This window comes from Mesorhizobium sp. M0678, assembly GCF_040320505.1.
Lineage (GTDB): Bacteria > Pseudomonadota > Alphaproteobacteria > Rhizobiales > Rhizobiaceae > Mesorhizobium.
The window spans coordinates 213,939-239,454 of the sequence record NZ_JAMYPT010000008.1; the positions used below are offsets into that span (position 1 = coordinate 213,939).

At 63.1% G+C, this 25,516-nt stretch carries 27 protein-coding genes; 8 read left to right on the plus strand and 19 right to left on the minus strand.

Annotation, left to right across the window (positions count from 1 at the left end; all coding sequences use genetic code 11):
* Entirely contained in the window at positions 1-1,650 is a 1,650-nt protein-coding gene (gene ettA / locus NKI29_RS17250; RefSeq protein ID WP_292659428.1) for an energy-dependent translational throttle protein EttA, read from the minus strand.
* Positions 1,651-1,891: 241 nt separating this feature from the next.
* Between ettA and NKI29_RS17255 the strand changes: the two genes are divergently transcribed.
* Positions 1,892-3,187, plus strand: coding sequence for a GGDEF domain-containing protein (locus tag NKI29_RS17255; RefSeq protein ID WP_352571800.1), 1,296 nt, complete (start codon positions 1,892-1,894; stop codon positions 3,185-3,187).
* Positions 3,188-3,214: 27 nt separating this feature from the next.
* Here the strand turns inward: NKI29_RS17255 and NKI29_RS17260 are convergent, their stop codons facing one another.
* The 4 genes from NKI29_RS17260 to NKI29_RS17275 form a co-directional block, all read right to left on the minus strand.
* On the minus strand, positions 3,215-3,829 hold the full coding sequence (locus NKI29_RS17260; protein WP_156937311.1) for a hypothetical protein: 615 nt from the start codon (positions 3,827-3,829) through the stop codon (positions 3,215-3,217).
* A 73-nt stretch (positions 3,830-3,902) separates the two neighbouring features.
* Complete coding sequence (locus NKI29_RS17265; RefSeq protein ID WP_352571799.1) at positions 3,903-4,916, minus strand: ribonuclease T2 family protein; 1,014 nt, start codon at positions 4,914-4,916, stop codon at positions 3,903-3,905.
* A gap of 121 nt (positions 4,917-5,037) precedes the next feature.
* A complete protein-coding gene (locus NKI29_RS17270) occupies positions 5,038-5,487 on the minus strand; it encodes a MarR family winged helix-turn-helix transcriptional regulator (protein ID WP_352456202.1) in 450 nt (149 codons plus the stop codon).
* Positions 5,484-6,269, minus strand: coding sequence for an alpha/beta fold hydrolase (locus NKI29_RS17275; RefSeq protein WP_352456203.1), 786 nt, complete (start codon positions 6,267-6,269; stop codon positions 5,484-5,486). The genes NKI29_RS17270 and NKI29_RS17275 overlap by 4 nt, the downstream gene beginning before the upstream one ends.
* A 268-nt stretch (positions 6,270-6,537) precedes the next feature.
* Between NKI29_RS17275 and NKI29_RS17280 the strand changes: the two genes are divergently transcribed.
* The 3 genes from NKI29_RS17280 (at position 6,538) to NKI29_RS17290 (ending at position 10,373) form a co-directional block, all read left to right on the plus strand.
* Entirely contained in the window at positions 6,538-7,473 is a 936-nt protein-coding gene (locus NKI29_RS17280; RefSeq protein ID WP_352571798.1) for an alpha/beta fold hydrolase, read from the plus strand.
* 78 nt (positions 7,474-7,551) lie between these two features.
* The gene (locus NKI29_RS17285) at positions 7,552-8,727 is read left to right on the plus strand and encodes a CaiB/BaiF CoA transferase family protein (protein ID WP_352571797.1); all 1,176 of its coding nucleotides are present in this window, start codon (positions 7,552-7,554) and stop codon (positions 8,725-8,727) included.
* A complete protein-coding gene (locus NKI29_RS17290) occupies positions 8,724-10,373 on the plus strand; it encodes a thiamine pyrophosphate-binding protein (RefSeq protein ID WP_352571796.1) in 1,650 nt (549 codons plus the stop codon). Before NKI29_RS17285 ends, NKI29_RS17290 begins: the two co-directional genes overlap by 4 nt.
* Before the next feature lie 40 nt (positions 10,374-10,413).
* On the opposite strand, the gene NKI29_RS17295 is transcribed toward NKI29_RS17290, so the two are convergent.
* The 5 genes from NKI29_RS17295 to NKI29_RS17315 form a co-directional block, all read right to left on the minus strand.
* The gene (locus tag NKI29_RS17295) at positions 10,414-10,857 is read right to left on the minus strand and encodes a CHRD domain-containing protein (RefSeq protein ID WP_352571795.1); all 444 of its coding nucleotides are present in this window, start codon (positions 10,855-10,857) and stop codon (positions 10,414-10,416) included.
* Between the two features lie 147 nt (positions 10,858-11,004).
* Positions 11,005-11,976, minus strand: a complete 972-nt coding sequence (locus NKI29_RS17300) for an ABC transporter substrate-binding protein (RefSeq protein WP_352571794.1) — start codon at positions 11,974-11,976, stop codon at positions 11,005-11,007.
* A 40-nt stretch (positions 11,977-12,016) separates the two neighbouring features.
* Complete coding sequence (locus tag NKI29_RS17305) at positions 12,017-13,153, minus strand: ABC transporter permease (protein ID WP_031211556.1); 1,137 nt, start codon at positions 13,151-13,153, stop codon at positions 12,017-12,019.
* Positions 13,150-14,028 carry an ABC transporter permease gene (locus NKI29_RS17310; RefSeq protein ID WP_352471508.1) on the minus strand — a complete coding sequence of 293 codons (879 nt, stop codon included), beginning with the start codon at positions 14,026-14,028 and terminating at the stop codon, positions 13,150-13,152. Before NKI29_RS17310 ends, NKI29_RS17305 begins: the two co-directional genes overlap by 4 nt.
* A gap of 71 nt (positions 14,029-14,099) precedes the next feature.
* On the minus strand, positions 14,100-14,891 hold the full coding sequence (locus NKI29_RS17315; RefSeq protein ID WP_352589388.1) for an ABC transporter ATP-binding protein: 792 nt from the start codon (positions 14,889-14,891) through the stop codon (positions 14,100-14,102).
* Positions 14,892-15,067: 176 nt separating this feature from the next.
* Here NKI29_RS17315 and NKI29_RS17320 point away from each other — a divergent pair, with 176 nt between their 5' ends.
* Positions 15,068-15,472, plus strand: coding sequence for a cupin domain-containing protein (locus NKI29_RS17320; RefSeq protein ID WP_023675871.1), 405 nt, complete (start codon positions 15,068-15,070; stop codon positions 15,470-15,472).
* 35 nt (positions 15,473-15,507) lie between these two features.
* On the opposite strand, the gene NKI29_RS17325 is transcribed toward NKI29_RS17320, so the two are convergent.
* The 5 genes from NKI29_RS17325 to aptA all read right to left on the minus strand — a co-directional run bounded on the left by NKI29_RS17325 (position 15,508) and on the right by aptA (position 20,530).
* The gene (locus NKI29_RS17325; RefSeq protein WP_352796755.1) at positions 15,508-15,849 is read right to left on the minus strand and encodes a hypothetical protein; all 342 of its coding nucleotides are present in this window, start codon (positions 15,847-15,849) and stop codon (positions 15,508-15,510) included.
* Positions 15,850-15,878: 29 nt separating this feature from the next.
* Entirely contained in the window at positions 15,879-17,330 is a 1,452-nt protein-coding gene (gene hydA, locus NKI29_RS17330) for a dihydropyrimidinase (RefSeq protein WP_352796757.1), read from the minus strand.
* A gap of 58 nt (positions 17,331-17,388) precedes the next feature.
* The gene (locus NKI29_RS17335; RefSeq protein WP_352796760.1) at positions 17,389-18,639 is read right to left on the minus strand and encodes a Zn-dependent hydrolase; all 1,251 of its coding nucleotides are present in this window, start codon (positions 18,637-18,639) and stop codon (positions 17,389-17,391) included.
* A 3-nt stretch (positions 18,640-18,642) separates the two neighbouring features.
* Positions 18,643-19,074, minus strand: a complete 432-nt coding sequence (locus NKI29_RS17340) for an endonuclease domain-containing protein (protein ID WP_352589379.1) — start codon at positions 19,072-19,074, stop codon at positions 18,643-18,645.
* Between the two features lie 127 nt (positions 19,075-19,201).
* Positions 19,202-20,530: an omega-aminotransferase AptA gene (gene aptA, locus NKI29_RS17345; protein ID WP_352589376.1), complete on the minus strand. Its 1,329-nt coding sequence runs from the start codon at positions 20,528-20,530 to the stop codon at positions 19,202-19,204.
* A gap of 243 nt (positions 20,531-20,773) precedes the next feature.
* Here aptA and NKI29_RS17350 point away from each other — a divergent pair, with 243 nt between their 5' ends.
* The gene (locus NKI29_RS17350) at positions 20,774-21,415 is read left to right on the plus strand and encodes a TetR family transcriptional regulator C-terminal domain-containing protein (protein ID WP_352491100.1); all 642 of its coding nucleotides are present in this window, start codon (positions 20,774-20,776) and stop codon (positions 21,413-21,415) included.
* Between the two features lie 66 nt (positions 21,416-21,481).
* Here the strand turns inward: NKI29_RS17350 and NKI29_RS17355 are convergent, their stop codons facing one another.
* A complete protein-coding gene (locus NKI29_RS17355; RefSeq protein ID WP_352796762.1) occupies positions 21,482-22,354 on the minus strand; it encodes a helix-turn-helix transcriptional regulator in 873 nt (290 codons plus the stop codon).
* Positions 22,355-22,459: 105 nt separating this feature from the next.
* Here NKI29_RS17355 and NKI29_RS17360 point away from each other — a divergent pair, with 105 nt between their 5' ends.
* Positions 22,460-23,311 (plus strand): SDR family NAD(P)-dependent oxidoreductase, encoded by an 852-nt coding sequence (locus NKI29_RS17360; RefSeq protein ID WP_023675863.1) that lies wholly within the window; start codon positions 22,460-22,462, stop codon positions 23,309-23,311.
* Positions 23,308-24,030, plus strand: coding sequence for an SDR family oxidoreductase (locus NKI29_RS17365; RefSeq protein ID WP_352796765.1), 723 nt, complete (start codon positions 23,308-23,310; stop codon positions 24,028-24,030). The genes NKI29_RS17360 and NKI29_RS17365 overlap by 4 nt, the downstream gene beginning before the upstream one ends.
* 35 nt (positions 24,031-24,065) lie before the next feature.
* Here the strand turns inward: NKI29_RS17365 and NKI29_RS17370 are convergent, their stop codons facing one another.
* The 3 genes from NKI29_RS17370 to NKI29_RS17380 are packed head-to-tail and all read right to left on the minus strand — an operon-like array spanning position 24,066 to position 25,486.
* Positions 24,066-24,443, minus strand: a complete 378-nt coding sequence (locus tag NKI29_RS17370) for a DoxX family protein (protein WP_023675861.1) — start codon at positions 24,441-24,443, stop codon at positions 24,066-24,068.
* 54 nt (positions 24,444-24,497) lie between these two features.
* Complete coding sequence (locus NKI29_RS17375) at positions 24,498-24,956, minus strand: carboxymuconolactone decarboxylase family protein (RefSeq protein ID WP_023675860.1); 459 nt, start codon at positions 24,954-24,956, stop codon at positions 24,498-24,500.
* Positions 24,957-24,967: 11 nt separating this feature from the next.
* The gene (locus tag NKI29_RS17380) at positions 24,968-25,486 is read right to left on the minus strand and encodes an RrF2 family transcriptional regulator (protein WP_023675859.1); all 519 of its coding nucleotides are present in this window, start codon (positions 25,484-25,486) and stop codon (positions 24,968-24,970) included.
* Between the last annotated feature and the right edge of the window lie 30 nt (positions 25,487-25,516).

The window sequence follows — 25,516 nt, forward strand, 5'->3', positions numbered from 1 at the left end:
TTACCGCGTCAGCCGCTTATACGTCATGCGGTGCGGATTGACCGCGTCCGGGCCGAGGCGGCGGATCTTGTCCTGCTCGTAATCCTCGAAATTGCCTTCGAACCATTCGACGTGGCTGTCGCCCTCGAAGGCGAGGATGTGCGTCGCCAGGCGATCGAGGAACATGCGATCGTGCGAGATGATGACGGCGCAGCCGGCGAAGCTCTCGAGCGCGTCTTCAAGTGCAGCCAGCGTTTCGGTATCGAGATCGTTGGTCGGTTCGTCGAGCAGCAGCACATTGCCGCCGGTCTTCAGCATCTTGGCCAGATGCACGCGGTTGCGCTGGCCGCCGGACAGGTTGCCGACCTTCTGCTGCTGGTCGCCGCCGCGGAAATTGAACGACGCGCAATAGGCGCGGGTGTTGGCTTCGAACTTGCCGAGCTTGACCACTTCGGCGCCGCCCGAGATCTCTTCCCAGACCGTCTTGGTCGGGTCGAGCGCGTCGCGGCTCTGGTCGACATAACCGAGCTTGACCGTCTCGCCGACGCGGATGGTGCCGGCATCGGGCTTTTCCTGGCCGGTGATCATGCGGAACAGCGTCGTCTTGCCGGCGCCGTTCGGGCCGATGACGCCGACGATGCCGCCGGGCGGCAGCTTGAATTCGAGATCGTCGATCAAAAGCGTGTCGCCAAAGCCCTTCGACAAGCCCTCGACCTCGATCACCACATTGCCGAGCCGCTCGCCATGCGGAATGACGATCTGGGTGTCGCTCGGACGCCGCTTGTCGGCTGCATCCAGCAGATCCTGGAACGCCTGGATACGGGCTTTCGACTTGGTCTGCCGGGCTTTCGGGCTGGACTGGATCCACTCGCGCTCGCGGCCGATCGCCCGCTGGCGCGCATCGTCCTCGCGGCCTTCCTGCTTGAGCCGCTTGGCCTTGGCTTCGAGATATTTGGTGTAGTTGCCTTCGTACGGGATACCGCGGCCGCGATCGAGCTCGAGGATCCAGCCGGTGACATTGTCGAGGAAGTAGCGATCGTGGGTGATGATCATCACCGCGCCCGGATAGGCCCGCAGATGCTTTTCCAGCCACGCCGTCGTCTCGGCGTCGAGATGGTTGGTCGGCTCGTCGAGCAGCAGAAGGTCGGGCTGGCGCAGCAAAAGCTGGCAAAGCGCGACGCGACGGCGTTCGCCGCCCGACAGCTTGGTGACATCGGCCTCCTTGGGCGGGCAGCCGAGTGCCTCCATCGCCATCTCGACCTGCTGTTCGAGATCCCAGAGGTTGAGCCGGTCCATCTCGTCCTGCAGCTTGGCCGACTCGTCCGCCGTCTCGTCGGAATAGTTCATCATCAATTCGTTGTAGCGCTCGATGATGGCGGTCTTGGCGGCGACGCCTTCCATGACGTTTTCGAACACGTTCTTGTTCGGATCGAGCGCCGGCTCCTGCGCCAGGTAACCGACGGTAGCACCCTCGGCCAGCCAGGCCTCGCCGCTCCACTCCTTGTCGATGCCGGCCATGATCTTGAGGATCGTCGACTTGCCGGCGCCGTTGGGACCGAGGATGCCGATCTTGGCGTCCGGATAGAAGGACAGATGAATGTTCTCGAGCACCTTCTTGGTGCCGTAGGCCTTGTTGAGGCCGGCCATGTGATAGATGAACTGGCGTGCCACGCGCGCTTTCCCTGAAAAGTCGACTGATGTCGGATTGAATGGAAGTTGGGGGCTATGTAAGCGATGCGGCCGCGAACGGCAAACAGTTTTGGCCCCAAGCGGATTTGGTCGCACCCACAAACGCTTAGCCGCTTCATTTCGTGCCGGCGCCCAGGCGAAAGCTCCGGTTAACCATTCCGCGTCAAACAATGTTGGATGGGAAATCGCTGGCAGCCGCGATTTCGGGGAGAGAGATCGGGCCGTGTTGAACAGTTTCCTGCTTTTTGCCGAAGCGGTTCTCTATTTCGGCATCATGGTCACGCTTTTCCGGTTCAGGGGCCGCATCGGCCTCGGCGTCTTTGTTTGCGCCCTTGGCGTCATGCATTTCCTGGAAACCTATCTCGCCAGCGTCTTCTACGTCGCGCTGCCGTTCGGCATGGTATCGCCGGGTTCGGCCGTGCTGTTTTCCGGCAAGCTGGTCATGCTGCTCCTGCTCTACATCAAGGAGGACGCGGCAACGGTCCGGCAGCCGATTTATGGCCTGCTGCTCGGCAATGCCCTGATGATCGGGCTCGTGCTGATCCTGCGCCTGCACGACATCGCACCGCTGCCCGACGGCAAGCTTCCCGACATCGGCTTCATCGACGAGATGGGCTGGCTGATGGTGTGGGGCACGACGCTGCTGTTCGTCGACGCCATCCTGATCATTCTGCTCTATGAAAAGCTCGGCAAATATCTGCGCAAGGCGCTTTTCACCCGCATCCTGGTCTCCGTCGCCTGCGTGCTCACCTTCGACCAGGCAGGCTTTTTCACGGCGCTGCATTTCGTCACCGGCGCGCCGGTCGCGGTGTTCTTCGGCGGCTGGTTCGCCAAGATGGCAGCGGCCCTGGTCTACAGCACCATGCTGGTCGGCTATATCAGGTGGTTCGAGGCGCGGCAGGTGCCGGCGGCGCGCGGGCTTTCCGACATTTTCGACACGCTGACCTATCGCGAGCGCTATGAGGCGCTGGTCGAGCATGTCGGTCGCGACGGCCTCACCGGCCTCCTGCACAGGGGGCGCTTCGACAGCGATGGCGAGGCCGCCGTCGCCGCCAGCCTGCGGACCGCCAGGGCGCTCAGCCTGCTGATCATCGATGTCGACCACTTCAAATCGATCAACGACCGCTTCGGCCACGCCGAGGGAGACAAGGTGCTGAAAGCCCTGGCAATTTTGCTTGGCGAACTTGTCGGGACCGAAGATCAATTGTTCAGGATCGGCGGTGAGGAATTCGCCATCCTCGGCTGGCGTCCGCAGCCGCTCGCCAGACTGCTGGGCGAAACCGTCAGGCAAGCGGTCAAGACGTCCGCGAGCACCAGCCGGTTCGACATTACCGTCAGCGCCGGCATCTCGACGGTCAGCGAGACGACCCGTTGCCTTGCCGATCTCTTTGCGCTGGCCGACCAGCGTCTCTACAAGGCCAAATCCACGGGACGCGATCGCGTTGTCGGCGAACCGGGCGGCAACGAAGCAGACGCCCGCAACACATGGACCAGGCCGGAGCGCAGCGCCGGCGCGTAACGCTGCCCAGGCCTGCGATTGGCTCAATCAGGATTGTTTGCGCCGCTGCCATCCGCCGATCGCAACCGAAACCGCCATCAGCGCGATCGCCAGCCATTTCAACGCGGTAATAATCGGGCCGGCTTCGATGTCGTAGGCAATGAACAGAAGAATGCCCGGTACCAGCAGGCCGCAGAGCACGAGCGTGATCCGGTTGATCTGCCATGACACTTTTGCCGCAAGCGCCTGGTCGCCGGGCACGGCGACAAGCGCGGCCCGCATTGCCTTCGGCGCCACCAGCGTGGTCGAAAGACGCAGCGAAATCGGCAGGCCGATGCCGATGATCAGGAAGGCGCATGCCGCCAGGAGCAGCGAAAACTTGATCGCACTGGTTTCGGCCGGTACCGGGAACAGCAGCGCCGCCAGCGGCAGGAAGACACAGAATATCCCGAGCGCGGCAATGGCGATGAAGATCGCCGCGTTGACCAGCGTGAACAATTGGTAGGTGCCGCCGCCGACGGGTTTGGCGAGCGTGGTCATGCGCGCCCACTCCACTTCGGTGTAGGAAAAGCCCGGCCACTCCATATGGCCGTCGCGGATCGCCGTCATGCCCTTGGCCCAGAACGCCAGCCGCGCCAGCGCGCCGCCCGTCATACCACTCATCGCCACCCCCTATGAATGATGCCCCCGGGATCATACCATCCCCGGTGCAAAGCGACAGTCGCGTACGGCCTGTTTACTGGAACCCGACGGCATCGACCGCGCCCTTCGGGCAGCCAGCCTTGGCTGTCGGCGCCGAGGCAAGCAGCAGGGCACCGAGCGAAGCGTTCGAAGCGATCGGGCCGGTCAGGCCGAGCGTCAGTTCGCCGATCAGCCGCCTGCCGTTCGAAGGATCGACCACGCAGGACACGCGGACCCGGTCGCCCGCGCCTTTGCCGAAGGCACTGTCGAAGGTGCTGCGGATCTGATCGGATGTCAGTTGCTTGCCGATGTTCTTGATGAAGAGATCGCGCACCGGCGACGCATTCATCGCGCGCATCAGGTTCAAAGCGACGGCGAAATACTCCTGCTGGCTCTTGCCGTAGCAGGTGCCGTGCTTGATCCATTCATGCCTTTCGAGGGCGGATGCGGTGCCCGGCATCACCTGGTCGAGTTCCGCTCGCGTTTTCGGGTCAAGGGTGACCGGCGGCAAGTCTCGCCAGTGCGCCGGATCGTCGTTCGCCTTGTCGCTTGCGGCGACCTGGCAATAGAAATTTCCGTTCGGCTGCGGCCACAACCCATGCAAGGTGAAGTGGGTCGCCTCGAAACCGGCGGCGGTCTGCGCACGGCATTCGGCCTTGCTGGATTTGGTCTCGCAGAAAGCCGGCTGCCAGCTCAGCGCGAAGACATATTCCGGCTTTCCGGACGCCGATGGCTTGTTCGGCTCGGCAGGCGCCGGTGCAGCCGGCATCGTCGACGCGCTGCCGCCCGAAACACGACCGCAGCTGATCTTAACCCAGCGGCGCTCCGGATCGGCGCCCGGCACGCGAATGAGATAGTGCGTGGGCGCGTCCTTGTTGCCGGCCAGCAGATCATAACTCTGACCAGCCGCGGTCGAGACATTGCCGGGATTCTTGCCGCTCTTGATCGCCTGCGTTGCCGGACAGGCGGCATCGGCGACGAAAGAGCCGGTCATCTTCACATCGGCGCGCGCCGCGCTTGCGCCAGCAAACGCAAGAAACACCGCCCCCCATATCGCCCAAATCCGCATTCCGGCACTCCTCGTGATTCACGCCGCAAGCTAGAAACTTGCGACATGTCAGACTTACGATTTCTTTCGCCCGGCCGTAAAAACAATCGCCAGCGCATTGAGACGGCTCCCGCGCGGTCGATCAGGATCCGCCCGCCTCCACCCGTTCCGTCAGGGTGCGCAGCAGATCAAGCGAGGCTTTCAGCGCGTCGGCGTCCATACCCTCCGAAACACGGTTCGCCCAAACATGCTGGCGTGTGCCGATATTCTTGACCGCTGCCCGGCCGGCATCGGTTATCGACAACAGCTTGGCGCGGCGATGCGCCGGGTTGTCGGCGTAGGCGGCAAGCCCCTCCGCAGCCAGTATGTCGGCCAGCCGCTGTACACTCTGACGGGCGAGACCCATGTCGCGGGCGATGTCGGCCACAGATTTCGGCTCCTTCAAAACTGCACCCAAAACCTGCCAGCGCGCTGCCGTCAGCCCGGTTGGAGCGGCCAGCCGCTCGGCCGCATCCAGAAAACTGCCGTTCATCCTGAACACGGCAAGCACCAGTTCGGTGAGCACATTTGCCGCTTCGGTCCTGGTCGTCATTTCTGGCCGGCCTCGATGGTCGCGACGAAATTATTAACGGCTTCGGCTACGACCTCCGGCTTGTCAAGCATCACCCAATGGCCGCTGCCCGCCACGATCTGGCGCGGAATGTCCGTGCGCAGCCGATAGAGCGCGGCTGGAGTGTCACTGGCCTCGGTAGCCAATACGAACATAGGCCCGCGATACGCATCGAGTGCCGGCTCCGGGTTCCATTCGGCCAGTGCCTTGCCGACACCTGCCCTCGCCGCCGGATCGACCACTGCCGCATCGGCCAGAACACGCTGGCGAACAGCCGCGTTAGGGCCGGCAATCGACGTGTAATAGGCGTTCAGGACATCACGGCCTTGCGGACCGGCCAGATCGCGGACAAAGCCGTCACGAATCGCCTGCGGCAGCGCACGAGGATCGGTCGCCGGGTCGACGAGCAAGACACCGGCGACCCGGTCGGCATGGCTGGCGGCATAAGCGAGCGCCACGCCACCGCCGCCGCTGTGCGCGACAATGAGAAACCGCTTCAGGCCAAACGCGTCGGCCACGGCACCGACATCCATTGCACGACCGTCATAACCATAGTCACCGTCCTGCGCCGGCGCGGAGGCGCCATGACCGCGAAAATCGAAGGCTACCGCCTCGCGGCCTTCGACGGAGAGCTGCATCACCCGGTCCCAGTGGGAAGCGCGGCTGCAATCTCCATGCAGGAACATGATCGGCAGGCCATTGCCGGCGTTGATCCTATAAGTGGCAAGCTGGCCTTGCGGGCCTGGAACAGTGGACGTCATCATGGATCATCTCCCTGGTTTCCTGACTGAACGCAGCAATCCCTGACAACAGGGTGGCCGTCGTGAAGGCGAAGCCCGCCAGCAAGATTGCACGCCGCGAAATGGCCCCGGTGGTTTTCATAGTCATACCCCCAATCTGCCGCTGACCATTTGACAGTATGCTGTCATGTAGTCACATTGACAGCATGCTGTCAACTACCGTCGAATGGGTACCCTACGTCCCTTGACGTCGATCGCTGCGTCGCCCAACAGTCGCCGACGGGAGCGAGACATGCCATTTGACAAGCAGAGGATGCTGGCATCGCCGACCGGCGCCGAGCTCAACCTTTATGTGAAACACGCCATCGGCCAACCGCGCGCCATTGTCCAGGTCAATCACGGGTTGGCCGAGCACGCGGCGCGCTATGCCCGTTTCGCCGATTTCCTTGGCGAGCGCGGCTACCAGGTCTACGCGCACGACCACCGTGGCCACGGCGCCACCAAGGCGCCCGACGCACCACCTGGCAGGTTCGCCGATGCGGATGGCGGTGCCAAGGTCATCGCCGATGTCGCCGCCGTCCATGATCTCATCGCCAGGGAACAACCTGGCCTGCCGGTCATCGTCTTCGGCCACTCCTTGGGCGCGTCGATCGCGCTGAACTTTGTCCTCCGCCACTCGGCGCGCATCCATGCCGCCGCGATCTGGAACGGCAATTTCTCGGCCGGACTGCTCGGCCAAATCGCGCTGGCCATGCTTGGTTGGGAAAAGTTCCGGCTTGGCTCAGACGTGCCGTCGCGCCTGCTGCCCCGGCTGACGTTCCGGGCCTGGGGCAAGGCGGTGCCCAATCACCGGACGCCGTTCGACTGGCTGTCGCGCGATGCCGTTGAAGTCGAGAAATACATCGCCGACCCGCTTTGCGGCTGGGACGCGTCGGTGTCGATGTGGCAGGACATCGTCATGATGACGCTGCATTGCGGCAGCGACCGCAATTTTTCCGGCGTGCGGCGCGACCTGTTCGTCAATCTGGTCGGAGGCGAGCAAGATCCGGCCTCGGACGGCGGCAAGGCGGTCAGCCATCTTGCCGGCCGGATGCACATGATGGGTTTTTCGAATCTCGTTTCAAAGGTTTACGCCAAAACCCGCCACGAAAGCCTGAACGAGATCAACCGAGACATCATCATGGAGGATTTTGCCGCCTGGGCCGACCGCGTGCTGAGGGCACAGTGATACTGGCCCATTGCAAGGGCCGTGACAGCGGCGCGCGGGATTGATAGAGGCTGCGCTTTCGATCAACCACGGTGATCCATGACTGAGCCTCCGCTCAAAGGCATCCGCGTCATCGAACTCGCACGCATCCTCGCCGGGCCATGGGCCGGACAGCTGCTTGCCGACCTCGGCGCCGACGTGATCAAGGTCGAGAGCCCGGACGGCGGCGACGACACCCGCAAATGGGGACCGCCCTTCGTCATCGGCCATGACGGCGAGAACCTTTCGGCCGCTTATTACCATTCCTGCAACCGCGGCAAGCGCTCCATCGCCATCGACTTCTCGACGCCCGAGGGTGCCGAGACGGTGCGCCGGCTGGTCGCGACATCGGATGTGCTGATCGAAAACTTCAAAGTCGGCGGACTGAAGAAATACGGCCTCGACTATGACAGCCTGAGGAAAATCAACTCGCGGCTGATCTATTGCTCGATCACCGGTTTTGGCCAGTCGGGACCGTATGCGCCGCGTGCCGGCTATGATTTCATCATCCAGGGCATGGCCGGCATGATGTCGATCACCGGCGAAGCCGGCCGCGAACCGCAAAAGGCGGGCGTCGCTATATCGGATGTTTTCACCGGGCTTTATTCGGTCATCGCCATCCAGGCGGCGCTTCGCCATGCCGAGAAGACCGGCGAAGGCCAGCATATCGACATGGCGCTCTACGACACCCAGATCTCGACGCTCGGCAACCAGAACCTCAACTATCTCGTCTCCGGACAGTCGCCGGTGCAGATGGGCAATGCGCATATGAACATCGCGCCCTACGAAGTGGTGCCGGTGAAAAATGGCCACATCATCCTGGCGGTCGGCAATGACGGCCAGTTCGCAAAGTTCTGCGCTGCCGTCGGCCTCGACGAGCTGGCGTCGAACCCTGACTTCGCCACCAATCCCGCCCGCGTCGCCAACCGGGCAAAGCTGCGCGAGCATATGATCGAGGCGCTGAAAGCCTTCGATCGCGACCCGTTGCTGGCCAGACTTGAGACTGCCGGAGTGCCGGCCAGCCCGATCAACAACATCGGCCAGATGTTTGCCGACCCGCAGACCATAGCGCGCGGCATGCGGCTCGACCTCGATGACGGCCATGGCAATCTCTTGCCCTCGGTGCGGGCGCCGATGGTCATGTCCGGCACGCCACTGGTCTATGAGCGCCCGTCGCCGCGTCTCGGCGAACACACCGAAGAAATCCTTGCCGAACTGGAGAGGTCAGGAAAATGAAGACCGGCGGACAACTCATCGTCGATGCGCTCGAAGCCAACGGAACGGACCGTATCTATTGCGTACCTGGCGAATCCTATCTGGCGGTGCTCGACGCGCTGCATGATTCACCGATCCGCACAATCGTCTGCCGCCAGGAGGGCGGTGCCGCAATGATGGCCGACTGCCATGGCCGCCTAACCGGCAGGCCCGGCATCTGCTTCGTCACCCGTGGCCCAGGCGCCACCAATGCCTCGGCCGGCATCCACATCGCGATGCAGGATTCAGTCCCCCTCATCCTGTTCATTGGCCAGGTCGCCAGCCACGCCAAGGGGCGCGAGGCCTTCCAGGAGGTCGACTACGTCAGGTTCTTCGGCGATATCGCCAAATGGGTGGTCGAGATCGACGACGCCGCACGCATACCCGAATTCGTCACACGCGCCTTTGCGGTGGCGACGTCCGGTCGCCCGGGCCCGGTCGTCATCTCGCTGCCCGAGGACATGCTGACCAGCCTCGCCGAGGCACCGGACGCCCGGCATTACACCCCTGTCGAGACGCAGCCCGGCGAAGCCGAGCTCGACGCACTGGAAGTGTTGCTCAACAAGGCAAAGCGGCCCTTCGTCATCCTCGGCGGTACGCGCTGGGACGCGCAGGCCGTTGCACGGATGCGGACGATAGCCGAAGCCTGGTCGCTGCCGGTCGGCTGCTCCTTCCGGCGCCAGATGCTGTTCGACCATCTCCACCCGAACTATGCCGGCGATGTCGGCATCGGCATCAATCCCAAGGTAGCAACCGCCATCAAGCAGGCCGACCTTGTGCTGCTGATCGGCGGCCGCATGGGCGAGATGCCGTCATCCGACTACACGCTGCTGAAGAGTCCCTACCCCGACCAGACGCTGGTCCATATCCATGCCGACGCCGGCGAACTCGGCCGCGTCTACCGGCCGGCGCTGGCGATCAATGCCTCGCCTGCCGCTTTCGTCGAAGCCTTTGCCAGACGCAAGCCGGCCGCAACGCCGGTGTGGGCGGCTGAGGCAGCGAAGCTGCACGCCGCCTATCTCGACTGGTCGACGCCTCCGGAGAGCGGCCCCGGCGCCGTCCAGATGGGGCCGATCATGAATTATCTCGAAACGATTCTGCCGGACGACGCCATCCTCGCCAACGGCGCCGGCAACTACGCCACCTGGGTGCATCGCTACCATCGCTTCCGGCGTTTCGGCACGCAGGCAGCACCTACATCCGGCTCGATGGGCTACGGCACGCCGGCGGCGGTCGCCGCCAAGCAGCTTTTCCCAGACCGCGACGTGATCGCCTTCGCCGGCGACGGCTGTTTCCTGATGAACGGCCAGGAATTCGCCACCGCCGTGCAATACGGGCTGCCGATCATCGTCATCGTCGTCAACAATGGCATCTACGGCACCATCCGCATGCATCAGGAGCGCGAATATCCCGGCCGTGTCGTCGCCACGGACTTGAAGAATCCCGACTTTGCTGCTTTGGCCCGTGCCTATGGCGGCCATGGCGAGACGGTGGAAAAGACCGCCGACTTCGCCGCGGCCTTCGAGCGAGCGCGGGCCAGCGGCAAGCCGTCGATCGTAGAGATCAGGCTCGACCCTGAAGCCATCACGCCGACCCGCACGATGACCCAGATTCGCGACAAGGCCTGACAAAACAGGATGATTGCCCTGTTTTGTCGTCGTGATCTGCCTATTTGGCCTTCTCGATCTGGCCGCGGATCTCGCCGTCCGCGTGGGCCGCGGTGTGGATGTTGACGTAATATTTGCCAGCCTCAAGATCGGTGGCCTGGGCATCAGTCAATGTCGCCGAACCCTTGATCGGGCTCTTCAGCTTGCCTTCGAACGGCACCACTGGATCGGCGTTTTGACCCTTTGCCGCCGGGCCGTGAATGTGTGCGGCCTTCGCCGGCCCGCTGAGGCCGGAATATCTCACGGTCCAGCTGAGTTTCTTGGTGGCGGTGTTGAACCTGAGCGTGGCGGTGCCCTTGCCCTTCGTGGTGACGGGCGGGTTCTGCTCAGCGCCATTGAGCGTCGCCGTCATCTTTACGGTTTCGGCCAGAGCCGGTGACACCGAGAAGATGGTTGCAGAAATGGCCAGCGCCGAAAGCATCGGCGTGAAGGACTGGATGCGCATGGAAACCTCCGTTGTGGCACCTTTGAAGCGGATGCATCGGCACAACGATTTTGCGAGCGGATGTTTCCGCCGGTAACGTTCATTTTACATCCCACTAAAAAGGGGCGGTCGCCCGCCCCTTTTCCGCTACAAGCCAGTTTGACAGCCCTATTTGATGGCCTTGTCGGTGATCGCCGTCGTGTAGGCGCCGGTAGGCTCCTTGCTGATGATCTTCTGGTCGAGCAGCGCCTTGGCGGTGCGCTCGTAGGTCGCCGGATCGAGCTTGCCATCGGCATTGTCGATCAGCTTGGCGACTTCGCCCATCATGCGCTTCTGGTGATTCTCGTCCTGGCCGCCATTGTCCATGACGATGCCGGCCGCTTCGTCGGAATTGTCGACGGCGTATTTCCAACCCTTCATCGAAGCGCGCACGAAACGCACCATCTTGTCCTCGAAGGCCGGATCCTTGAGCTTGTCCTCCAGGGCATAGAGCCCGTCTTCGAGGAGATCGTTGCCCATGGCGGAATAGTTGAAGACGGTCAGCTCTTCCGGCTTGTAGCCGGCGTCGATGAGCTGCCAGTACTCGTTGTAGGTCATGACCGAAATGCAATCCGCCTGCTTCTGGATCAGCGGCTGCACGTCAAAGCTCTGCTTGAGCACGGTGACGCCGTCCGGCCCGCCATCGGTCTTGAGGCCAAGCTTGTTCATCCAGGCATAGAACGGATACTCGTTGCCGAAGAACCAGACGCCGAGCGTGTGGCCCTTGAAATCGGCTTCGGTCTTGACCGGGCCGTCCTTCGGGCAGACCAGCTCCATGCCGGCCTTCTTGAACGGCTGGGCAATGTTGACCAGCGGCACGCCCTTTTCGCGCGCAGCCAGCGCGCCGCCCATCCAGTCGACGATGACGTCGGCGCCGCCGCCGGCGATGACCTGCTCGGGCGCAATGTCCGGTCCGCCGGGCTTGATGTCGACGTCGAGGCCCTCGGCTTCATAGAAGCCCTTGGCCTTGGCGACATAATAGCCGGCGAACTGGGCCTGCGTGACCCATTTCAGCTGCAGCGTCACCTTGTCCGCGGCCAACGCCTGGAACGCGGCAAGCGACATCGCGCCGGCCAGCATCGAAACAACAAGTCTTTTCATGTTTTTACCCTCTGAAGTTAGCGCCCTAAACCCACCGCCCCTATCCACCACGGACAGAGGGATGCCAAAACGTGACTGCTCTCTCGAAAAGAGCGACCACGCCATAAAAGACCGAACCCGCAAGTGCTGCAACTGCGATTTCCGCCCACACCATGTCGATGTTCATCCGCCCGACTTCCGTCGAAATGCGGAATCCCATGCCGACCACCGGCGTGCCGAAGAACTCGGCGACGATGGCGCCGATCAGCGCCAGCGTCGAATTGATCTTCAACGCATTGAAGATGAAGGGTGCCGCCGCCGGCAGCCGCAGCTTGAACAGCGTCTGCCAGTAGCTCGAGGCATAGGTGCGCATCAGGTCGCGCTCCATATGGCCGGAGGCGGCAAGCCCGGCGACGGTGTTCACCAGCATCGGGAAGAAGGTCATGATGATGACCACCGCTGCCTTCGACTGCCAGTCGAAGCCGAACCACATGACCATGATCGGCGCGACGCCGATGATCGGCAGCGCCGACACCATATTGCCGATCGGCAAAAGCCCGCGCCGCAGGAACGGCACGCGGTCGGCGGCGATGGCAACGAGGAAGCCGGCGCTGCTCCCCGCCACATAGCCGAAGATAACCGCCTTGAAGATGGTCTGCCTGACATCGGCCCCCAGCACCGGCAGCGAGCCGACGATGCGTGCACCGATGGCGCTTGGCGGCGGCAACAGGATGAAGGGAATGCCGGCACCACGCGTCACCGCCTCCCAGATGATCAGGATCCAGGCGCCGAAGATGGCCGGAATGATCAGGCGCAGGGCGGTTGACGCCCAGCGCGATGTCGGGCGAAACGACGACAGGACCGTTACGCAGCGCCAGGCCAAAAACCACGCCGCGACGAGCAGCAGATAGAAGGATGCGCGAGCGCTGCCCTCATTGCCGGTTATGCCGGCGAGCAGCATCCACGCTGCGCCGTGCGCGCCAAGGAACAGCAACACCACCCCGATCATCGGTGGAAAGTTGTCGGCCTCGATTGCCACGAGCAGCAAAATGAAAATCAAAACCGTAGTTGCCATGCCGTAACCGGGCGTAGCACTGACGAGCGGCCAAAGAAGCAGCGCGCCGGCAAGCAGGACAAGCGCGGCATACCCCTGCCAGGATCGAGGCGTGATTGAGGAAAGGCTCAGGATGGAGCTCATGCCGGCCTCCCGCCCATGGCGCGGTCGACAAGGCGCCCGGCGATGCCGACGACCATCACCAGCAGCGCCGCGACCACCGACCCGGCAACCAGAGCCGACCAGATGTCGATGGTCTGGCTGTAATAGGCGCCGGCGAGCAATTTGGCGCCGATGCCGGCGACGGCGCCGGTCGGCAACTCGCCGACGATGGCGCCGACCAGGCTGGCGGCCACCGCCACCTTCATCGAGGTGAACAGGAACGGCACCGAAGCCGGCACGCGCAATTTCCAGAAGGTCTGCGAGGCACTGGCATTATAGGTGTGCATCAGGTCGAGATGGGTGAGCTCGGGCGAGCGCAGTCCCTTCACCATGCCGACCGCCACCGGGAAGAACGACAGATAGGTCGAGATCAGCGCCTTCGGGATAAGCCCGGTGATGCCGACCGCCGCCAGCACGACAATGATCATCGGCGCCACCGCCAGGATCGGAATGGTCTGCGAGGCGATGATCCACGGCATCAGACTGCGGTCGAGCGTCGCCACATGCACGATGCCGACGGCGATGACGATGCCGAGCGCCGTGCCGAAAGCAAAGCCGAGCAGCGTCGACGACAACGTCACCCAGGCATTGTAGACAAGGCTGCGGTTCGAGGTGATGCTACGCAGAAAGGTGTTTTCGAAAAAATTCACCGCCACCTGATGCGGCGCCGGCAGCGTCGGCTTCGGCTGTACCAGCGTCTTGCCGATGAATTCCACAATACCCGGTGTCTGATTGGCGCGGCGGTCGAGATCGCGCTGGAACGGCGCGTTGAGGATGACAGCCATGACGTACCAGACAACGACGACGCCCAGAAGGATCGAGGTCACCGGAACGATCTTGTCGCGAAACGAGTCCATCTAGCAGGCCTCGCAGGATGGGTGCCCTCCTCTCCCCAACGGGGAGAGGAGGGAGCTCATCTTCCGCCGCCTCAATCATCATAGCTGTGCCCTGCCCTCAGCCCGTCCCGCACGCGTGCCGCGATGGCCAGGAACTCCGGCGTCTCGCGGATATCGAGCGGCCGCTTTTTCGGCAGCGTCGATTCTATGACGTCGCTGACACGCCCCGGGCGCGGCGACATGACGACGATGCGCGTCGACAGATAGACCGCCTCAGGGATCGAATGGGTGACGAAGCAGATAGTCTTGTTGGTCCGCTCCCAAAGCTCCAGCAACTGTTCGTTGAGGTGATCGCGCACGATCTCGTCCAGCGCGCCGAACGGCTCGTCCATCAACAAAAGGTCGGCATCGAAGGCGAGCGCCCGCGCGATCGAGGCGCGCTGCTGCATGCCGCCCGAAAGCTGCCAGGGGTATTTCTTCTCGAAGCCGCTGAGGTTGACAAGGTCGAGAGTGCGCTTGATGCGCGCCGCCTGCTCCGCCCTGGACAGGCCCATGATCTCCAGCGGCAGTGCCACATTGCGCTTGATCGTGCGCCACGGATAAAGTGCGGCCGCCTGGAAGACATAGCCATAGGCGCGGCTCTGGCGCGCCTGCTCGGGCGTCATGCCGTTGACGGAGATGGCTCCCGATGTCGGCTTCTCCAGATCGGCGATGACGCGCAGCAAGGTCGTCTTGCCGCAGCCGGAGGGCCCGATGAAGGACACGAATTCCCCCTTGCCGATGGTCAGGTCGACATTCGACAGCGCCTGCACCGGACCATCATTGGTCTGGAAGGTCAGGCCAAGCTTGCTTGCCGAAACAACGGCTGGCGATACTCCCGTCATCGGCCGTAGCCTGTCGCTTCCGGCCACTGCGGCGCCGGCCGGAATCCCATTGATTTTACCCTGATGTTGCTTTCCACTCGCCCAGTCCTACTCGCCCCAGTTCTACTCGCCCCAGTTTTACTCGCCCCAGTTCTACGCGCCCTTGTCCCATCAGATAGACGCCCGGAGTTGCCCCGATGTCGCCCAAACCGACTTGCCATCTTATCCGCCCTGAAAGCTCTTATGAAGGCAAGCAGGGCCTGAGTTATTTCGCCGGTATCGCCGCCGAAACAGTCGGCTCGTCCGGCATCTGCATGCATCTGCTGACCATGCCGCCGGGTGCCCGCGCCAAGGCGCATATGCACGAAAACCATGAAACCGCGATCTATGTGCTCTCCGGCGAAGTCCATACCTGGTATGGCGACCGGCTCGAACAGCATATCGTGGTCAAGGCCGGCGATCTTTTCTATATTCCCCCCGGCGTGCCGCATCTGCCGGCCAATCTGAGCGACGGCCCCGCCTCGGCGGTCATTGCCCGAACCGATCCCAACGAACAGGAAAGCGTCGTCCTGCTGCCGGAACTGGACGGGTTGGTCGCCTGACGCCGGCATCGAGGCAGCGGTCGTCATCGGCACCGTCACGAACATGATTTCAGCGGCCCTATCTCCTCAAGGCCGGGAATGGTCACGAAGAAACCGTCCCCTCCTCTGTTGATGACCTTGACGACATCCGTGGTCGTGCCCTCCTCGCCCTCGGCGAAACAGGTGGAGCTCAACAACAAGGTGCCAGGCGCTGTCGTCAGTCGCTGTGCGAACTCGCAGCCGCTGCCATAGGTTTCGACGCCGTCGGCGGTCAGCACGACATAATCGTCGCTGTCCTGATAACCGAGCCGTACACCAGCGCAACCGACCTCATTGCCAAAGGAGCCGGCAAGGACGTCAGCCGCCGCCGGCCCGGCGGCAAGGATCGCCGCGGCCATTGAGATAATCGCTCCGTGGCTCGCCAAGCTCAAACGCCCGTCGCCGGGATGCCCGTCCGTTCCACCTTGCGCGGCGCGGAAATTTCCTTCCACGTCGACAGCGCCCGGTTGACCGCCGCGTTCGGCTCGCGAGCGACGAACTCGCCATGGCCGGGCTTCGCCTTGACCTCGTTTTCCTCGATCGACAGTTCGCCGCGCGAGAAGACGAAGCGCGGCAGGCCGGTTACCTCAAAACCTTCGAAGACATTGTAGTCGATCACCGACTGCTGCTTCTTGGCCGTGATCTTCTTCTTGCGCTTCGGGTCCCAGACGATGATGTCGGCGTCCGCGCCTTCGACGATGGCGCCCTTCTTCGGGTACATGTTAAGGATCTTGGCGATGTTGGTCGAGGTCACCGCGACGAACTCGTTCATCGTCAGCCGGCCGGTCTTAACGCCGGTCGTCCACAGCACCGGCAAACGATCCTCGAGCCCGCCCGTGCCGTTCGGGATCTTGGTGAAGTCGCCGACGCCGTTGCGCTTTTGTTTGGTGGTGAAGGCACAATGGTCGGTCGCCACCACTTGCAGCGACCCGGCCTGCAGGCCGGCCCACAGCGAATCCTGGTGCAGTTTGTTGCGGAAGGGCGGGCTCATCACCCGGCGCGCCGCGTGGTCCCAGTCCTTGTTGAAATATTCGCTCTCGTCCAGCGTCAGGTGCTGGATCAGCGGCTCGCCGTATACCCGCATGCCTTTCTGGCGCGCCCGGCGGATGGCTTCGTGCGCCTGCTCGCAGGAGACATGCACGACATAGAGCGGCACACCGGCCATGTCGGCGATCATGATGGCGCGGTTGGTCGCCTCGCCTTCGACTTCAGGCGGGCGCGAATAGGCGTGTCCCTCCGGGCCGCTGTTGCCCGCCGCCAGCAGCTTCTGCGACAGCGCCGCCACCACGTCGCCATTCTCGGCATGGACCAGCGGCAGCGCGCCGAGATCGGCACAGCGCTGGAACGACGAATAGAGCTCGTCGTCATCGACCATCAGCGCGCCCTTGTAGGCCATGAAATGCTTGAACGAGGTAATGCCCCTGTCGACGACAGTGGCCATCTCGTCGAACACCTGCTTGCCCCACCAGGTGATCGCCATGTGGAACGAATAGTCGCAGGACGCCTTCGAGGTCTTGTTGTCCCACATCTGCAGGGCCTCGAGCAGCGATTGCTGCGGCGCCGGCAGGCAGAAATCGACGACCATGGTCGTGCCGCCGGCAAGGGCCGCTCGCGTGCCGGATTCGAAATCGTCGGCCGAATAGGTGCCCATGAACGGCATTTCGAGATGGGTATGCGGGTCGATGCCGCCCGGCATCACATAGCAGCCGCTGGCGTCGAACTCATGGTCGCCATGCAGATCCGGCCCGATGCCGATGATCTTGCCGTGCTTGAACAGCACATCGGCCTTCCACGTCCGGTCGGCGGTGACGATGGTGCCATTCTTGATGACTTTGGACATTTTCTTGTTCCCTTATTCTCTTCGCGCTTCTTGTGAGCGGCGTTGCGAGGCTATCCCATCATTCGACAATCACCGCCGTGTCGACGACCGCATGGAACAGCACGTCGGCGCCGGCCGCTGCCCATTCCTTGGTGATTTCCTCGGCCTCGTTGTGGCTGAGACCGTCGACGCAGGGGCACATCACCATTGCGGTGGGTGCGACGCGGTTGATCCAGCAGGCGTCATGGCCGGCGCCGGAGACGATGTTGCGATGCGTATATCCCAGGCGCTCCGCCGCATCCCGCACAGCCTTGACGCAGCCCGCGTCGAAAGTGACCGGGTCGAAATGGCCGACCTGCTCGATTTGATATTTGATGTCGAGCGCGTCGCAGATCGTGTCGATGCCTTCGCGGATGCGCCCGTCCATGGCGTCCAGCACCTCCTTTTCCGGCGAGCGGATGTCGATGGTGAAGACGGTGCGCCCGGCGATGATGTTGCGCGAGTTCGGATAGACCTCCATATGGCCGACCGCGCCGACGGCGTCGGGCTGATAGTCCATGGCGATCTCGTGCACCAGTTCGATCACCCGCGCCATGCCGAGCCCGGCATTGCGCCGCTTCGGCATCGGCGTCGAGCCGGTGTGCGCCTCCTTGCCGGTCAGCGTCACCTGCAGCCATTTCAACCCTTGCCCGTGGGTGACGACACCGATATCGATGCCCTCGTCCTCAAGGATCGGGCCCTGCTCGATGTGCAATTCGAAGAAAGCGTGGATCTTGCGCTCGCCGACTTTCTCGCTGCCCTTCCAGCCGATCCGTTCGAGCTCCTCGCCGAATTTCTTGCCGTCCTTGTCGACATGCGAATAAACGTCGGCCTGGTCGAGCACGCCGGCGAATACCCCGGACGCCATCATCGCCGGCGCAAAGCGGGCGCCTTCCTCGTTGGTCCAGTTGGTGACGACGATCGGGTGCTTGGTCTTGATGCCGAGATCGTTGAGCGAGCGCACGACCTCCAGGCCGCCGAGCACGCCGAGCACGCCGTCATACTTGCCGCCGGTCGGCTGGGTGTCGAGATGGCTGCCGACATAGACCGGCGGCAGGCTGGGGTCGGTGCCTTCGCGACGGGCAAACATCGTACCCATCTCGTCGACGCCCATTTCGAGCCCCGCCTCATCGCACCAGCGCTTGAACAGATGCCGCCCTTCGCCGTCCTCGTCGGTAACGGTCTGGCGATTGTTGCCGCCGGCAATGCCGGGGCCGATCTTCGCCATCTCCATTATCGAATCCCACAAACGGTCTGAATGGATTCGCAAATTCTCGCCGGGGGCGGCCATATTCTAAAACCTCATTGGTTGTGGCACGCCAGCGTCCCCCTCCCCCTCGAGGGGAGGGTGGCCGCGAAGCGGTCGGGTGGGGTCGGCTGACATGCGCGCGACCTTCTCCTTGACCACCTGTGCGACATGCCAGGCGCTGTTTATGACATCGGGCTCATCGACGCGAAAGATATCGAACCCGAGCGATCGCAGATAGGCATCACGGACGGCGTCGTGCCGTTTGCCCTTCTCCTGTTCGTGCAGATCACCATCGACTTCAACGACCAGCTTTACCGCAAGGCAAGCAAAGTCGACGATATAAGGCCCGATCGGACACTGGCGGCGGAACTTGATGCCGGCCGATTTCAATTCGCGCAGTTCATACCACAGCAGGGATTCGCCTTTGGTCGCATGAACTCGAAGCGCGCGCGCCTTTTGGCGCATTTCGAAGCTCACGCGGGTCCGGGGCATCATAGGCACCTATGCGGCCGAAGGTCAGGCTGGCGCACTGCCGCACCGACCCCACCCGGCCGCTTCGCGGCCACCCTCCCCTCGAGGGGGAGGGAAAGCTGCGGCAAATTCGTCAATCCACGGCCCTCAGCACTTCGCGCACATGGTCGATCAATTCGTTGATCTGACCTTTGGTGATGATCAGCGGCGGCGATAGCGCGATGATGTCGCCGGTGGTGCGGATCAATGCACCACGCTCGAACGCCTTGACGAAAGCCGAGAAGGCCCGCTTCGTCGGCTGGCCGGTGATCGGCGCCAGCTCGATCGCGCCGATCAGGCCGATGTTTCTGATATCGATGACGTTCGGCTCGCCCTTCAGCGAGTGCAGCGCGTCCTCCCAGTACGGCGCCAGTTCCTCGCCGCGCGTCAGCAGCCCCTCTTCCTTGTAGGTGTCGAGCGTGCCCAACGCCGCCGCGCAGGCGATCGGATTGCCCGAATAGGTGTAGCCGTGGAAGAACTCGATCATGTGCTCGGGCCCAGTCATGAACGCGTCGTGGATTTCCTTCTTTACGAACACCGCGCCCATCGGGATGACGCCGTTGGAGACGCCTTTGGCGGTGGTCATGATATCCGGCGTGACACCGAAATAGTCGGCGGCGAACGGCGTGCCGAGACGGCCGAAACCGGTGATGACTTCGTCGAAGATCAGCAAGATGCCGTGCTTGGTGCAGATCTCGCGCAGCCTCTCGAGATAGCCCTTCGGCGGCAGGATGACGCCGGTGGAACCGGCCACCGGCTCGACGATGACGGCGGCAATGGTCGAGGCGTCGTGCAGTGCGACGATGCGCTCCAGCTCGTTCGCCAGTTCCGCGCCATGCTCCGGCACGCCCTTGGTGAAAGAGTTCTTTTCCGGCAGATGCGTGTGTGGCATGTGATCGACGCCGCCGAGCAGCGTGCCGAACATCTTGCGGTTGGTGACAATGCCGCCGACGGAGATGCCGCCGAAATTGACGCCGTGATAGCCGCGCTCGCGGCCGATCAGACGGGTGCGCGAGCCCTCGCCTTTTACGCGGTGATAAGCGATTGCCATCTTCAGCGCCGTCTCGACCGATTCCGAGCCGGAATTGGTGAAGAACACATGGTCCATGCCCTTCGGCGCGATGTCGACCAGCCGGTTCGCCAGCTCGAACACGATCGGATGGCCCATCTGGAACGCGGGTGCGTAGTCGAGCTCTGCCGCCTGGCTCTGGATCGCCTCGGTGATCTTCGGGCGGCAGTGGCCGGCATTGACGCACCACAGGCCGGCGGTGCCGTCGAGCACCTTGCGCCCGTCGCTGGTCGTGTAGTGCATGTCCTTGGCCGACACCATCATGCGCGGCGCCTGCTTGAACTGCCGGTTTGCCGTGAACGGCATCCAGAATGCGCTGAGATCGTTCGGCGTGACTTTCAGCCGGTTGGACATGACCAAGACTTCCCCTTGTAACCTGTTTCGGTGCGGCTAACGCTTGGTCTTTCCAACGCTTGGTCTTCGCGACGTTTTCGTGCTACGCAAATTTTTGACCGGTTGGACAAACGTTAGCACCGCCTTATCAGCGGTCAAGGGATTACTAGCGGAAATGCGGCTTTCGAAGTGCGCTCCACAGGGCGAGGAAAAACTGGTCCAGAGAATTGGTCCAGACACTCCTCCCAGCGAAGGTTTTGCGGGGTGACGGGGGCGGTCGAAAGCTCCGCTCCTCGCCGCACCCGCATTCAGCTGGAAAAGCGCGAGCTCATCCTGGAGGCGGCGCTCGAAGTCTTCTCGACCAACGGTTTTCGCGGCTCGACCATCGACCAGATCGCCGAAGCCGCCGGCATGTCGAAGCCAAACCTGCTCTATTATTTCCGCCGTAAGGAGGACATCCACAAGACGCTGATGCAGCGGCTTCTCGACACCTGGCTGGCGCCGCTGCGCGAGCTCGACGACATCGGCGATCCGCTAACCGAACTGCGCAGCTACATCAGGCGCAAGCTGGAAATGGCGCGCGATTTCCCGCGCGAGAGCCGCCTGTTCGCCAATGAGATCCTGCAGGGCGCGCCGCGCATCATGCCGATGCTGGAAGGGGAGTTGAAGACGCTGGTCGACGAGAAAGCCAACGTCATCAAGGGCTGGATGCGCGCCGGCAAGATCGCCCGCACCGACCCCTGGCACCTGATCTTCTCGATCTGGGCGACGACGCAGCATTATGCCGATTTCGACGTGCAGGTGCGCGCCGTGCTCGGCCCCGACCGCGGCGGCGACGGCCGCTTCGAGGATGCCGCAAGATTTCTTGAGCAGCTGTTCATCGACGGGCTGAAGCCGAAGGGCTGACGACCATGATCCCGAAAAGTGGAAGCCGGTTTTCGGACAAGATCATGGTCAAAACAAAGATAGGGTTCAGGCGCTGCGCCGCTCGGCCGGAAGCGTCTCCAGCAGTTGTTCGAGCTTGGCGATCGAGTTCTGCTCGGCGAGCGGCGTGTAGACGATCAGCTTCATGTCCGAGCCGTCGTCGATCGACAGGCTCATATGCTCGAACGCCATGGCGCCTGCCGTCGGATGCCTGACATGCTTCACACCCGACAGGTTGCGGGCCACATCGCGCAGCGGCCACCATGCCCGAAACTCCGGGCTTGAACGTGTCATCAGCGCGATCAGCCGCTCGAAATCCGGGTCGCCGACATATTTGGCGCTTTCCGCCCGGAATGACGCCAGCACGGCACGCGCCAGTTCCTCCCAGTCGACGAGCAGGCGCCGATGCTGCGGGCTGGTGAAAACCATATGGACGATGTTGCGGGCATCGCCCTCCAGCAGGCCATAGTCGCCGAACACGGCTGCCGCGGCAGAGTTCCAGGCCAGCACATCCCAGCGCCGCCCGACGACATAGGCCGGCTGCAGGACCAGGCTTTGCAGCATGTGCAGCAAGGGTCCGTCGACTTTTTCAGGCGCATCGACGCGATGCTCCGGCTGCGGACGGCCGGCAAGGATGAACAGATGCCGTTGCTCGGCCGCGTCCAGGCGCAATGCCTGACTGAGCGCCGTCAGCACCTCGACGGACGGCCGCACGTCGCGCCCTTGCTCCAGCCATGTGTACCAGGTCGTGCCGACGCCGGCGATCATCGCCACCTCCTCGCGCCGCAGCCCGGGTGTGCGCCGGCGCAGGCCGGTCGAGATGCCCGTGGCCGATGGCGTCAGCCTTTCGCGCCGCGAACGCAGAAAGGCGCCAAGCTCGCGGCGACGGCTGCCTTCGGCAGAATGCGTGGTGGAATCCATCGGCGCTATTATAGCAGTACCGATACCAGGATAAAGTTTGAACTGTTTGGCATGCGTCTGGTGCCCCATCTTTCTGCTCAGAGCGATGACATGGAGGCTCTGAACATGGAACTGAAAGACAAGACGATCCTGATTACCGGCTCGACCGACGGCGTCGGCAGAGTCGTGGCGCAAAGGCTCGGCGCCGGCGGCGCCCGCATCCTGGTGCATGGCCGCGACGCGACAAGGGGCAAGGCGACCGTGGCCGAGATCGAAGCCGCCGGCGGCAAGGCCGAGCTGCTTGTCGCCGACCTCTCCTCCCTGGCCGAGGTCCGCCGCCTCGCCGAAGCCGTGCGCGCCAGGACTGACCGGCTCGATATCCTCATCAACAATGCCGGCGTCGGCACAGCCGGCCCCAACGCGAAACGGCAGGTCAGCGCCGACGGCTACGAGCTGCGCTTTGCCGTCAATTATCTCGCCGGCTTCCTGCTCACCACGGAGCTGCTGCCGCTGCTCAAGGCCAGTGCGCCGGCGCGCATCATCAATGTCGCCTCGGCCGGGCAACGGGCGATCGACTTCAGGGATGTCATGCTGACCCGCTCCTACGACGGCGTTCGTGCCTACTGCCAGAGCAAGCTGGCGCAGATCATGTTCACCATCGATCTGGCGGAGCAGCTGAACGGCACCGGCGTCACGGTCAACAGCCTGCATCCGGCAAGCTACATGAACACCACGATGGTGCGGCAGGCGGGCGTCACACCCTGGAGTTCGGTCGAAACCGGCGCCGAAGCCATCATCAATCTCGCCACATCGCCCACGCTGGAAGGGCGAAGCGGCCTCTATTTCGACGGCCAAAGGGAATCCCGCGCCGATGCGCAAGCCTATGACGCGAAGGCGAGGCAGCAGTTGCGTGAATTGAGCCTCGGTCTTGTCGGGCTCGCACCCGCTTCCGCTACATCGAAGAAAGAAAATTCATGATCGAGAAAACGCAGCACGCCGTGATCGTCGGCGGCTCCTCCGGCATCGGCCTCGCCACCGCGAATAAGCTGCTCGGCCCGGGCATGAAGGTGACGATCACCGGGCGCAGCAGGGAAAGGCTCGACAATGCATGGCAAAGCCTTGGCGGCGCCGTCGAAAAAGCTGCCTTCGATGCCGCGAAGCCGGACGAGGTTCGCCGGTTCTTCAGCGATCTCGGCCCTTTCGATCACCTGGTGCTGGCCGCCAGCGGCGGCAAGGGGCTCGGCCCGTTCGAAACACTTGACCTGACCGACATCGGCGGTGGCGTCGACGAGAAGGTCCGGCCACAGCTCTCCTGCCTGCAGGCCGCCTTGCCGACGCTGAACAAGAGCGGCTCGGTGACTTTCATCTCGGCGGTGTCGGCGCAATTGTCAGCGCCGGGTATCGCCGGCATCGCCGCCGTCAACGGCATGCTGCTGACCGTGGTGCCGATCCTGGCGATGGAGCTGAAGCCGTTACGCGTCAATGTCGTGGCGCCGGGCGTCATCGACACGCCGTGGTGGGATTTCCTGCCCGATGAACAGCGCCATACGGTGTTTGCCGAGTATGCCGGCAAGACGCCGGTCGGCCGCATCGGCCGCGCCGAGGACGTCGCCAGCGCGATCGCATTCCTCGTCTCCAACGGGTTCATGACCGGCCAGGTGCTGACCTGCGACGGCGGCCTGCGCTTTGCGGCGTAAGCGGTGATGCGTCCACCGTTTCGGGACGGTCGCTGCTATGCCGCCTGCCCCATCAGCGAGAGAAACCCGCCGGTCAGCGCGACATTGGCGACAAACCCATTGATTCGGGCTGCGCGTTCCGGCCCCTGATGGTCCCAGAAATTGTGGAACATCGGCGTCGCGGCAATGAGGAACAGGATTAGCGCCGCCGCCGCGACAGCAGTCCACAAACCCGTCAACACCAACGCGCCGGCGCCGATCTGCAGGACGATGCCGGCCCACAGCGCCAGCCGCGCCTGCGGCACGCCGCGCGTCGCCATCAATTGGGTCACGAAAGCCCGGTTCTGGATGTTGCGCAGGCCGGCAAAGACGAAGGCGCCACCAAGCAGCAGACGGGCGGCAAATAGAATCTCGTTCTCAAAGTTTGCAAACATGTTCTTGATCTCCAACTGAAAACGGGCGCGCAGCTCGCGCGCCCGTCTCGTCGATCAGGCGGCCTTGGCTGCCGGCATCGGATGAAGGGCGTGGAACGGGATGCAAAGCCGGTTCCAGGTGTTGATCATGCCGAGCGCGACCGACAGCTTGACCAGTTCCTCTTCCGAGAAATGCTCGAGCGTCTGCACATAGAGTTCGTCCGAAACACCGCTTTCGGCGATCTTCGTCACCGCATCCGTCCAGGCAAAGGCGGCGCGTTCGCGTGCCGAAAATAGCGGCGATTCCTTCCAGGCCGAGACGAGATAAAGCCTCTGCTCAGTCTCGCCATCGCGCCTAGCCTCACGGCTGTGCATCTCGACGCAATAGGAGCAACCATTGATCTGCGATGCCCTGAGCTTGATCAGATGCAGCAGGCTCGCCTCGAGCCCGCATTCGTCGACCGCCTTGTTGAGTGCCGACACCGCCTTCATGATCTCCGGCGCCTTGGCGAAAAATTGCATCCTCTGTTTCATCGTCTTTCCTTTCATGCTTGCTTGGTTGAACTGGATTTCTGCGGCCGCTGATGGCGCGCCACAAAGGCGCAACTGGCAGCAATCGATCTCGGATCGCCTTCTGCCGCGTAAGTGGCCACGATGTCGGACAGCTTGGTTTCGGCAAGTGCGGCACGATAGGCGCGCTCGGCCTTCAGCATCGCGGCATTGATGCCGCATAGTTTGACGTAGGCCGATGCATCGAGCTTGACGGGACCGTTGCGGCGGATCTCGCCGCAGCGAAAGGCAGGTTCGCGCCCTTCGACAGCGAGCACGATATCGAGCAGCGTAATGCGCTCGGCCGGCCGTGCTAGCCGATAGCCGCCGGACGGCCCTGGCACTGATTCCAGAATGCCGGACGCAGTCAGCGCGTTGAGATGCTTAAGCAGATAGCTCGGCGACAGCCCGAACGCCTCGGCCATGGCAGCACCTGGCAAGGTCGCGGCGCCATCAACGCCGGCGAGCATCGCGGCGCAGTGGATGGCCGCTTCGACGCCTTCGCCCAGCTTCATTTCGCTCTCCTGTTCATGGATATAGATTAT

Coding starts and splice junctions, on each gene's coding strand:
- aptA (WP_352589376.1), bottom strand. CDS start 20,530: ATGTCCAACCGGCTGAAAGTCACGCCGAACGATCTCAGCGCATTCTGG.
- NKI29_RS17360 (WP_023675863.1), top strand. CDS start 22,460: ATGGAACTGAAAGACAAGACGATCCTGATTACCGGCTCGACCGACGGC.
- NKI29_RS17320 (WP_023675871.1), top strand. CDS start 15,068: ATGTCGCCCAAACCGACTTGCCATCTTATCCGCCCTGAAAGCTCTTAT.
- NKI29_RS17300 (WP_352571794.1), bottom strand. CDS start 11,976: ATGAAAAGACTTGTTGTTTCGATGCTGGCCGGCGCGATGTCGCTTGCC.
- NKI29_RS17275 (WP_352456203.1), bottom strand. CDS start 6,269: ATGATGACGTCCACTGTTCCAGGCCCGCAAGGCCAGCTTGCCACTTAT.
- NKI29_RS17375 (WP_023675860.1), bottom strand. CDS start 24,956: ATGAAACAGAGGATGCAATTTTTCGCCAAGGCGCCGGAGATCATGAAG.
- NKI29_RS17335 (WP_352796760.1), bottom strand. CDS start 18,639: ATGGCCGCCCCCGGCGAGAATTTGCGAATCCATTCAGACCGTTTGTGG.
- NKI29_RS17315 (WP_352589388.1), bottom strand. CDS start 14,891: ATGACGGGAGTATCGCCAGCCGTTGTTTCGGCAAGCAAGCTTGGCCTG.
- NKI29_RS17280 (WP_352571798.1), top strand. CDS start 6,538: ATGCCATTTGACAAGCAGAGGATGCTGGCATCGCCGACCGGCGCCGAG.
- NKI29_RS17365 (WP_352796765.1), top strand. CDS start 23,308: ATGATCGAGAAAACGCAGCACGCCGTGATCGTCGGCGGCTCCTCCGGC.
- NKI29_RS17285 (WP_352571797.1), top strand. CDS start 7,552: ATGACTGAGCCTCCGCTCAAAGGCATCCGCGTCATCGAACTCGCACGC.
- NKI29_RS17260 (WP_156937311.1), bottom strand. CDS start 3,829: ATGAGTGGTATGACGGGCGGCGCGCTGGCGCGGCTGGCGTTCTGGGCC.
- NKI29_RS17310 (WP_352471508.1), bottom strand. CDS start 14,028: ATGGACTCGTTTCGCGACAAGATCGTTCCGGTGACCTCGATCCTTCTG.
- NKI29_RS17370 (WP_023675861.1), bottom strand. CDS start 24,443: ATGTTTGCAAACTTTGAGAACGAGATTCTATTTGCCGCCCGTCTGCTG.
- NKI29_RS17265 (WP_352571799.1), bottom strand. CDS start 4,916: ATGCGGATTTGGGCGATATGGGGGGCGGTGTTTCTTGCGTTTGCTGGC.
- NKI29_RS17355 (WP_352796762.1), bottom strand. CDS start 22,354: ATGGATTCCACCACGCATTCTGCCGAAGGCAGCCGTCGCCGCGAGCTT.
- NKI29_RS17295 (WP_352571795.1), bottom strand. CDS start 10,857: ATGCGCATCCAGTCCTTCACGCCGATGCTTTCGGCGCTGGCCATTTCT.
- NKI29_RS17325 (WP_352796755.1), bottom strand. CDS start 15,849: ATGGCCGCGGCGATCCTTGCCGCCGGGCCGGCGGCGGCTGACGTCCTT.
- NKI29_RS17305 (WP_031211556.1), bottom strand. CDS start 13,153: ATGAGCTCCATCCTGAGCCTTTCCTCAATCACGCCTCGATCCTGGCAG.
- NKI29_RS17270 (WP_352456202.1), bottom strand. CDS start 5,487: ATGACGACCAGGACCGAAGCGGCAAATGTGCTCACCGAACTGGTGCTT.
- NKI29_RS17380 (WP_023675859.1), bottom strand. CDS start 25,486: ATGAAGCTGGGCGAAGGCGTCGAAGCGGCCATCCACTGCGCCGCGATG.
- hydA (WP_352796757.1), bottom strand. CDS start 17,330: ATGTCCAAAGTCATCAAGAATGGCACCATCGTCACCGCCGACCGGACG.
- NKI29_RS17290 (WP_352571796.1), top strand. CDS start 8,724: ATGAAGACCGGCGGACAACTCATCGTCGATGCGCTCGAAGCCAACGGA.